Origin of the sequence: Streptomyces graminilatus (assembly GCF_001418565.1) — a bacterium.
Classification (GTDB): domain Bacteria; phylum Actinomycetota; class Actinomycetes; order Streptomycetales; family Streptomycetaceae; genus Streptomyces; species Streptomyces graminilatus.
The window spans coordinates 1-9,221 of the sequence record NZ_LIQQ01000479.1 but is presented as its reverse complement, the minus strand read 5'-3'; the positions used below and the strand labels follow the sequence as shown (position 1 = coordinate 9,221).

General features: G+C 68.2%; 6 protein-coding genes. 4 read left to right on the top strand and 2 right to left on the bottom strand.

Annotated features, from left to right (window positions below; all coding sequences use genetic code 11):
- Positions 1-320: 320 nt before the first annotated feature.
- Entirely contained in the window at positions 321-731 is a 411-nt protein-coding gene (locus AOK08_RS33470; RefSeq protein WP_157876898.1) for a hypothetical protein, read from the top strand.
- A gap of 34 nt (positions 732-765) precedes the next feature.
- On the opposite strand, the gene AOK08_RS33465 is transcribed toward AOK08_RS33470, so the two are convergent.
- On the bottom strand, positions 766-1,473 hold the full coding sequence (locus tag AOK08_RS33465; RefSeq protein WP_157876897.1) for a hypothetical protein: 708 nt from the start codon (positions 1,471-1,473) through the stop codon (positions 766-768).
- A gap of 71 nt (positions 1,474-1,544) precedes the next feature.
- Positions 1,545-2,636 (bottom strand): hypothetical protein, encoded by a 1,092-nt coding sequence (locus AOK08_RS33460; RefSeq protein WP_241827200.1) that lies wholly within the window; start codon positions 2,634-2,636, stop codon positions 1,545-1,547.
- A gap of 718 nt (positions 2,637-3,354) precedes the next feature.
- Here AOK08_RS33460 and AOK08_RS46120 point away from each other — a divergent pair.
- From AOK08_RS46120 to AOK08_RS33445, 3 genes are all read left to right on the top strand, one after another.
- Positions 3,355-3,756 carry a hypothetical protein gene (locus AOK08_RS46120; protein WP_157876896.1) on the top strand — a complete coding sequence of 134 codons (402 nt, stop codon included), beginning with the start codon at positions 3,355-3,357 and terminating at the stop codon, positions 3,754-3,756.
- Between the two features lie 388 nt (positions 3,757-4,144).
- The gene (locus tag AOK08_RS43970) at positions 4,145-8,626 is read left to right on the top strand and encodes an SNF2-related protein (protein WP_241827199.1); all 4,482 of its coding nucleotides are present in this window, start codon (positions 4,145-4,147) and stop codon (positions 8,624-8,626) included.
- Positions 8,623-9,221: hypothetical protein (locus AOK08_RS33445; protein ID WP_055532996.1), on the top strand; the 599-nt coding region annotated here is incomplete at its 3' end. The genes AOK08_RS43970 and AOK08_RS33445, both read left to right, overlap by 4 nt.

Below are 9,221 nucleotides of genomic sequence, written 5' to 3'. Positions count from 1 at the left end.
CTCGTAATGCGTAGGTCTCGGGTTCGAATCCCGAAGGCGGCTCTGGAAAACCCCGGGACTCACTCGCCGTGACCTGGGGTTTTTCCTTGCTCTTGACCTTTCTTGGTGAGGGCTGAAGCGCTCAGAGGGCCTGCCGACGGTGAGGTGAGGCCGAGGTGCGGCCATTCCTGCAGAGGCCCTGCAGGTGTGTGGCCAGGACGCGTGAGCTGGGAGCCGGCAATACAGCAGGCGCTTTGTTCGATCTCCACAAGCGCAGAGGTGTATGTCAGCCCTACCCTGCCGAGGGCCCGTTGTCACACCCCCACGTCACCATGGGTGGCATGACGGACACGAACCGCGTCACCGACACCTCGCGACAGATCCCGGCCTGGGTCACCACCGTCGGCCCCGGATGGACCGAGCTGCTAGACCAGCTCCATCGCGACCTGTCCGCGCTCGATCCCGCCTACCGGGTCGAGGAGTTCGGCACCCAGCTCGGCGGGCTGCGGGTCAGCGTCGCCGATCGCTTCGAGGCCGGCGAGTTCGACGGCGAGTTCGCCGACCAAGCCGCCGCTCTGACCGATGTCGCCGAGACCGCGTCCGAGCACACCTGCGAAGCCTGCGGAGCCGCCGGGCGCATCCGTTTCCGCGGCGACGGCTCCGGGATAAGGATGCAATCCCTGTGCGAAGACTGCCGCAGCCTCGGGGTCTTCCCTTACACCGCGCATCGCGAGCACCCGGCCCCGCACTGACCAGGCGAATCCCGCTGCGAGTTGACGCGACTCGTCACACGGGGTCGGATGGCTCGTCGATATGGATCACGCTGTCGACTCGATTGTTCCCACGGCTCCTCACGCTCGTGGTCACCCGGGTCGGCCCTCCGTTGCTTCCCTCTGGGCGGCCCGCGAGCTCATCCGACCGGGTGTCAACCTCCATGTACGCGACGATCCGGAACTGTGAAGTGACGTCCAACGGCTCGAACACATCCGCCGGACGCGCCTCGGCCTGCACGAGCTTCCCCGAGCCCAAGTGGATCGCGACCCGCGGCCGGCACCGCGCATCCGACTCCCACCCCAGGAGAATGCTCGGCAGCCGGAGGGTGGACCCGGCCCGCACCACCACGGGGAACTGGATGCCGCCGTTCCCGTCCCGCAGCCACCCGTTGCCACTGACATTGAACGAAGGCGGCAAGGTGACCAGAGTGCTGCGTACTTGGGCGAGACCGACCTTGAACAGCATCCGAGCCTTCCACCGCAGACGCTTCCACAGCATCCCGTCCAGGTCTAACCAGACGGTGTACCCGTGCACAGTCACGTCCTGGCGACCGATGTTGACCACCGATGTCGATATCTCCCAGCGATCGTCGCTGCGGTGTCCACGTAAGGCGAGCACCTGAACTCGACCGCCCGTGAGCCAATGGCTCCAGACCTGCCAGGCCACTCCGAAGGCGCCCGTACTCGCACCGAACACAGCAAGCGCAGTAGTCCAACTCATGGTCCGCGAACGTATAGATCCTCCCGGCTCCGCGCCAGAGGGCCACTGCCCATCGCCATGGGGCTGCCGGGCTACGGCCCGACGTGCGCGGCGACGGTCGAGCTTCGCGCCTTAGGCAGCGCGATGCCCTGGTCCTGAGCGGCCCTGCCCGGGCGCAGTGTCCACGGCACGGGGCTCGTGTCCATCAACCATTCGTTCGCCAGCAGCCGTTGCACGATGAAGCCCCGCACTGATCGGTTCACGCCCCAGCCCATGCCCGAGCACAGCTGGTTGTAGGACGGGCCGTGGCCGTGCTCGGCCCGGAAGGTCACGGTGAACTCGGCCGCCTGCGGGCCGCGGTCGGGGTGGGAGTCCTTCCAGTCGCCGTAGGCGTCCTTGATCCACTTGGGGAAGAACTGAGGGCGAACGCGCCCCATGAATGCCTCCGCGACCCGCCCCGGTTCCAGAGCGCACATGGCGCAGTACTCGACCGTCTCGACGTGCCGTCGCAGTGCAGGGGTTGCCGCTGTCTTCCACGCTGACCAGGCGGCAGCGTCGAACTGGAACTCCGGCATTCGAGGGGGCACAGTCTTGCCTTCGGCCTTCGCGGGTTCCGCCGCCCGCTCCTCTTCGGTGGGACGGCGCAGGCCCGACAAGTGGCGTACTGCAGGGTCGAGCCGGCAACGGCCCTCGGACAGCTCCGCGAGGAATCCCTTCCGCAGGAGATCAGGCAGGGCGGCACGGCAGGCTTCGGGAAGGTCGGGCGGGATCTGTCCATGGAGCGCGGACGTGCTGTGCGCGGCGAGGAACAAGCCGGCCAGCCGCGCGGCGGGCGGGAGCTTCTTGACCGGCTTGGCGGACAAGGCCCTCGTGGTCCATCCAGACACCCGTGAGCGCACGTTCTTCCCGAACGGAAGGGGGCGGTCAGCTTCCCGTGCCAGGTCAGGGACCGTGACGGGTACCGGCGTTGCCGGATCATCGCCGTCGAAGAGGGCGTCGTCCACCTGCCAGCCCAGGGCGCGGAGGGCATCGACGGCCCCGCGCGCATCGCTGAGCCGCAGGGTGGACAGGTCCGTCCCGGTGAGGTTGCCGACACCGCCACGTGCGGCCCGGATGGCCACCACCACAGCGACGAGCTGGGCGTCGGAGTCAGGAAGGCCGAGCGAGACTACGTAGCTCAGCAACGTCCGCGCAGCTTCACCTTGCTGACTCGTCAGGAGGAAAGGCAGCGTCTGGGGCTTTCCGGCCGGGGCAGTGCTGACGTTGCTGGATTCGATCTTCGACACGACGAGTCCAACGCATGCAGCAGGTCAGGGTCACGATCCATGCGCCATCTGGCGGACCGTCGCCCCTGGCGCCCCGGACCGGTTCGGAGACCTCCGAGCAGAGCCGGACAGGCGACGGCAGCCCATCCGCCGATTTGGTGCGCCCGCCTTGCGCTGCGTTCAAGCGAATTTTGGCTACGATGCGCGTGCAGCGCTCAGGCGCTGATTCTTTGTAGCGTGGGCGGTGTCGGCGTGTACATCGCGCCGACACCGCCGCGCTGCGGTACAAATCGCCTCCATGTCGAGGACCACCCCCACTCCGCCCAAGCCGGCACGCGTGATCGCACGCAGACGTAATGGAGCCGCTCGGCGCGTCGAGATCTCCGCCCAAGAGATGGAGGAAGCCTTCCGGCTCCTGCAATACGCGCCAGCTCCTGAGGCCCGTCAGCTGCGGGACAAGTTCGCTGCCATTCTCCGGCCGGTGTGCTTCTGGGCATCGTCGCGCACGGAACCGCACTCTAACTACCCGGCCTGGGGCCATTGTGCCGCGTTTGTCGGTGCGCCGAACGAGCGCTGCGTCGAGCACCAGTGGCCGCTGCCCGCCGACGTCCCGGATCCCTTCCCGGACCGGTGCACCGTGACCCTGGATGAGGAACTCCAGGACTCCCGCTGGGTGCGCTACTCCGGCGGACTGCGCTGCCCGTTCAACCGGCGTACGGAAAGCGACCGGTGTGCACATCACGATCCGCGCGACCGTGAACTGTGCGGCTATCCCCTGGGTGACGGCGGCACCTGTACGACTCCCCAGGGGGTCTTCGCATGCCACGACCACCGGTACAGGAGACTCACGGATGTCAGGGACCGACTCGAACGGCTGCCGTTGACGCTGGGCTGCGGTTTCTGCAATGCCGTCTCGGGCGAGAGCTGCACCAATGGGAACGGCCGAGTTGTCGCGTTCCACAAAAAGCGAGTCAACTCCGTCCAGGGCTCGGAGGAGCGCCAGGACCTGTCCGACACGATCGAGTGGCTGAGCCGGTGAACGGACCTGCGGCGCCCATTTACTCCCGCACGCGCTGACGCCTGCCCGGGCCAGGGCAGGCGCATGCGTAAGGACGCGCCATCCGCCGTCCTCCTGACAGGTGAACCGCCCGGTCCCGGTCCTCTGTCCCTCGATCGAGTAGATCTTGGGGGCTTCGTCCTGGTTCTCCTGGGTGACCGCCGTGCGCAAGTGCGTGCTGGTCACTGGCGTCCCGTCCCAGACGGTCGCAGGACTTGTTCGTCAGCCGCTGCGCACAGGAGTGCTGGTTTGCTACATGCCACATCATTTCTTCTGTTTCTCCTTGAAGGTAGAGATGGCCCCTGTATCACCCAATTCGACTGCCCGTGTGCCACACCCCGCGTCTGGTTCCCGTGTTGCTCTTGAGTCGGTGGATCCGCATGTTTTCTCCCGGCTGTTGGAGGCGGCGTGGGCGAACCGCTACTTGCCTCCCGAGGTCGCTGCGGAGGCCTCCGCACGTGGAGGGTCTGGACGTCTCGGTGTCAAGGATCTGCGTCTGCTGTTGATGCGGGCCTCGTCGCTCCCTTCCGCCGAGGCGGCTGTCTCCGGGGCGTGGGCGATTGTGTCGGCGCGTCCGGAGCTGGCCACCTCCGTGCTCCATACGCACTGCCAGGACATCGGAGCTGCGTCGGCCTTCGTGATCCGCGAGGTGCCCAGCGCGAACCCGAAGCTGTTCAGCGCTCAGGCCGGGTGGCGGCAGCCCGGCTCGAGCACCCACGGTGCCGTGGTGACCCGCCCCAGCCGCAAGGCCGCCCATCAGTGCGCGGCGGTGAGTCTGCTCGGTCACCTGTGTGGAGCCGAGCAGGTCGAGCAGGACAGCACCCTCGCCGGATGGGTGCCGGCCGGCCGCTTCTCGTCGGCTTCGCCGCCGGCCCAGGCCCGGGACGGGTCCTTCCCGACCCGCCTCCAACAGGCTCTGGAACGCCCCCAGATCGCGCCGGCAGAAGTGGCCGAGATCGTGTTGCGGATCAACGCAGGAGAGTTGATCCCGCGCGACCTGCACGCTGTTCTGTTCACCGCCCGAGCTGCAGCGTGGCTGCCTGCTCGCGAGGCGGCCCTGGCTGGGGCGTGTGATCCCGGCGTCGCTGTCGCCGTGCTGACCCTGCATCAGTCACTGCGTTACGGGCCGACGCCTTCCTATACAGAAGAAGTACGCAAGAGCGATCCCGGTCCGCCGCTCTTCCGATCGCGCGCTACCTGCATGATCGACGGAGAGCAGATCAGCGAACTCGGTCCATGGCGCAACAACAAGCGGCAGGCGCGCGGAACTGCCGCACACCGGCTGCTGGCCCAACTGGCCGGCCTGCCGGTGCAAGCGCCGCTGCCGATCCAGGCCGCAGAGCCCCACCCTGCGGCAGGCAATGGCCCCGCGCAGGAGGAGGATCCGCTGGAGCCGCTGAAGGTACTCGCCGAATCCGGCACAATCACCGAACTCGTCTTCAAAAGCGCGCCCGGCATCACGGGACTGGAACCGTTGTTCGTGTGCGTCGCCGCCTGCGTGTACCGCGGTGAGCTGCTCACCGTGACGGAGCGGGGACTTGGCCGCTCCAGCACGCGGGCATCGGCAGCGCGTCAACTGCTGGGTACCGTTCAGCGCGCCATGAAGGCAGGCCGAGGTCTGCGCCTTGGCCGCGTTCCGGTGCCGGCGCTTGGCGGCAAGAATCCGCTGATGCTCCTGAACGAGCTCAAACAGACCGGCAAGATCAGCAAGTTGGGGATCGAGGACCCCGACCAGGACTCCGCAGGATTCGTCGCACGGATCACCTGTCAGGTGCACGCGGAGTGGCTGGAGACCCTGGGGCAGGGGCCAAACAAGCGCGACGCGCAACGCCGAGCCGCCGAGGCCATGATCGAATTGCTGGCAACTCCGGCGGAGGGGCAGGGCCACGATCGGAACGCTCCCACCGCTCCTGATCCGGCGGTGGCGGCCTCCAGCTCAGGAGCCGTAGGCGCCCATCGCAATCCGGCCGGTCTCCTCGCGGACCGCGACGAGGCGGCAGCCGCCGAGGACACACTCGTTGAACTGCTGCGGCAGGACATGGAGATCACCATCGATCTGCAGGACGGCGTCGGCCGCTTCCTGCTCTACCGGGCCGACGGGCTCCCGTTGGAGGCTATCTGCCGCCGCCCGATCAGATGCTGCACGGCAGACCTCGTCCTGCCCGGCCAGGGCCTCGCGGTCGGCCCCCGTATGGTGAAATGCTGGCAGGTACCCGTGCGACTGCTGGCCAACGCCATGGCCCGGACAGCCGACGGCGACAAGATCGCCCCGTCCGCCCAGATGTGGCGCCAGGTGATCCAGCTGGGGATGGCCGTGGTCGCCGACGGCCGGGTGTACCCGACACTGGACAGCCACGGCACCGACGTGTGGCGTCTGGGCCCGCTCAACGAACACGAGCTCCAGCGCGCACGGCAGCTCCGGCAGGCCCTTGTGCCTCCCGCGCACTGCGGGGCAGCCAACGACACCCGGCCCTATCTCCTGTGGGCGCCGCGCGTCGCGATCCGCGCCGGGCTCGACGCGGTCGCCGAGGCGATGCTGCGCGGCCCCGGCACCGCAGCGGTGCTGGGACACACCCCGTTCATCGCCCCCATCCCGCAGCAGCAGCGCAGTGCCGCACTGCACCAGTGGGCCGATCGCGCCGAGGACGATCGTGCCGAGGTGCCGGCTGTGGACTTGAAACTGTCCGTACAGGCCCCGAAGAAGGGCAGCCCCAACGACACGGAACTGCTGTGGGCCGAACTGCTGGTCGCCCAGCCCACTGCGGACAGCCGTAAGCAGCAGCTGTTCCGCCGGGTTGAGCAGGTGGCCGGCGACGAGACAGTGGTGGGGCACATCCGCCGACGGCTGCGGCGCATCGCCGAGGTGTGGGAGCCGGCCAGACGGCTCCTTGAGGGCCCGGTGCCCGACCGGTTCACGCTGCTCGCCGGTGAGGCCGTCCTGCTGCTGGGCGCCACACGGGGTCAACTGGAGCGGGCCGGCCTGAGCGTGCACTGGCAACAGCAGTGGACCGACCTGCTGCGCACCCGCGCAGTGGTCGGGGGACAGCCCGACGCGTCCGCAGCCGTGCCCCGGCCGCGGTTCTCTCTCGACGACGTGCTGGACGGCCGGTGGCAGATGTCGCTCGGTGACGCCGACCTCTCGGACCAGGAGATGGACGACATCGCCCAGGCGCCACGGCCGCTGGCCAAGGTACGGGGCCAGTGGGTGATGGTCGACGAAGACACCGCCCGCCGTGCCGCCGACCGCCGCATCGGCCCGATCTCCTCGCAACAAGCCCTCCGCGCGTCCTTGACCGGGACTATCGATGTCGACGGGCACGTCATGCCCTGCGAGCCGACGGCCGCGCTCGCCGACCTCGTGGACTTCCTGCGCACCGGCTCCCGCACAACACCCGTCCCCGCGCCACAAACCTTGCAGGCAACGATGCGGGACTACCAGCATCTGGGTCTGGCCTGGCTGGCGAACACCACCAGCGCGGGCTTCGGCGCGCTGCTCGCCGACGACATGGGCCTGGGCAAGACCCTGACCGCACTGGCGCTACACCTGCACCGCCGGGAATCCACGTCCGGCGCCACCGGACCGACCCTGATCGTCTGCCCGGCCTCCGTCGTCATCAACTGGGAGCGAGAAGTCCACCGGTTCGCCCCGACCGTGCCGACCCTGCGCTACCTGGGAGCCGACCGCACCCTCGAAGACGCCACCTCCCGCACGATCATCATCACGAGCTACGAGACGCTCCGCCGCGACGTCGACCTGCTGGCCCTGCTGCACTTCGACCTGGTCGTCGCCGACGAAGCCCAGATGGTCAAGAACCACCGCACTGCCACCGCCCACGCCCTGCGCCGTATCCAGACCGCAGTCCGGGTGGCACTGACCGGCACCCCGGTGGAGAACAACCTCACCGAGGCATGGGCCCTCATGGACTGGCTCAACCCCGGCCTGTTCGGAACACAACGCGTCTTCCGCGACCAGTTCGCCCGCCCCATCGAGGACAACATCGCCGACACCGAGCGAACCACACGGCTGTCCGGCCTCATGAGCGCGTTCATGCTCCGCCGCCGCAAGAGCGACCCAGGCATCCTGACCGAACTGCCGCCCAAGGACATCCGGCCACGCATCGTCAACCTCAGTCACGAACAGATCCAGCTCTACCAACAGACAGCCGACGACACTCTCCAGGCAATCCGCGACGCCCAAGGAGTGCACCGCAGAGGCCTGCTGCTGGAGCTGTTCAACAAACTGCAGCAGATCTGCAACTCACCCGCCCAGTACCTCAAAGACCCCCTGGACGACGACTACGACCCTGAGCAGGCGGCATCCCGGTCCGGCAAGCTCGGCGCGCTCGACGACCTGCTGCCCGCCCTGACTGCCCCCGACGAATCCACGCTGATCTTCACCCGGTACCGGTTCATGGCCAAGCTCCTCGTACGGCACCTGCGCGGCCACGGTCACGACCCGCTCTACTACAGCGGCGACATCCCTTCCGTCCGCGAACGCCAGCGCATCATCGACACCTTCCAGGCCCGCTCCGGCCAGCTCATGGTGATGACGGTCAAGGCCGGAGGCACCGGCCTCACCCTCACTCAAGCCAGCCACGTCGTGCTCTTCGACCGCCCCTGGAATCCGGCCAAGGAGAACCAGGCCATCGACCGCGCCCATCGCCTGGGGCAGCAGCGCACCGTCACGGTGCACCCGCTCATCACGGAGAACACTCTGGAGGATCGCGTCGATGAACTCCTCAACCACAAACGGGCCCTCGCCGACGCCGTGCTCGCCGACAGCTACTCCGCCCTCACCGAACTGACCGACGACCAGATCATCGACCTGATCGCCCTGGGAGCACAGCGATGACCCCGAACGCATGGGCCCACACCTGGGAGACCATCCTGCGGGCCGCCATCAACGACGACGCCCTCTGGCTCGCCGGCCACAACGACCTGTCCGCGGGCGGCCTCACCCACCTCGCCCTCGAACCCGGCCGAGTCAGCGCCACCGCCAGCGACCGGCACCACACCACACCAGCACACCCGACGATCACCATGCCGGTCCTCACCGACGACCAGACCACGGCCTGGCAATCCGCCTCCCCCACCTGCGGGCACCACCAAGCCGTCCGCACCGGCAAACTCCCCGAATGCCTCACCAACCCGGCTCATACCGGCGGCGTGCCCATCCAGCCCACGTCTGACGAGATCACCTTCAGCTGCGACTGCGGCATCTCACCGTGCCGCCACATCGCCGCCCTCACCCACGCCATCACCGCACGCCTGACCACCCGCCCCGCCGACTTCGCCGCGCTGCGCGGACTCCCCGAACGCCCCCCGCAACACGACCAGCCAGTCACCACCACCCGCACGACGCCCGGCGGAAAGGTCCACATCCCCGCCCACCACGCATGGGCCTGGTACCGCGAGTGCTCCGAACCGCCCCTGCTACCCGCCTACAC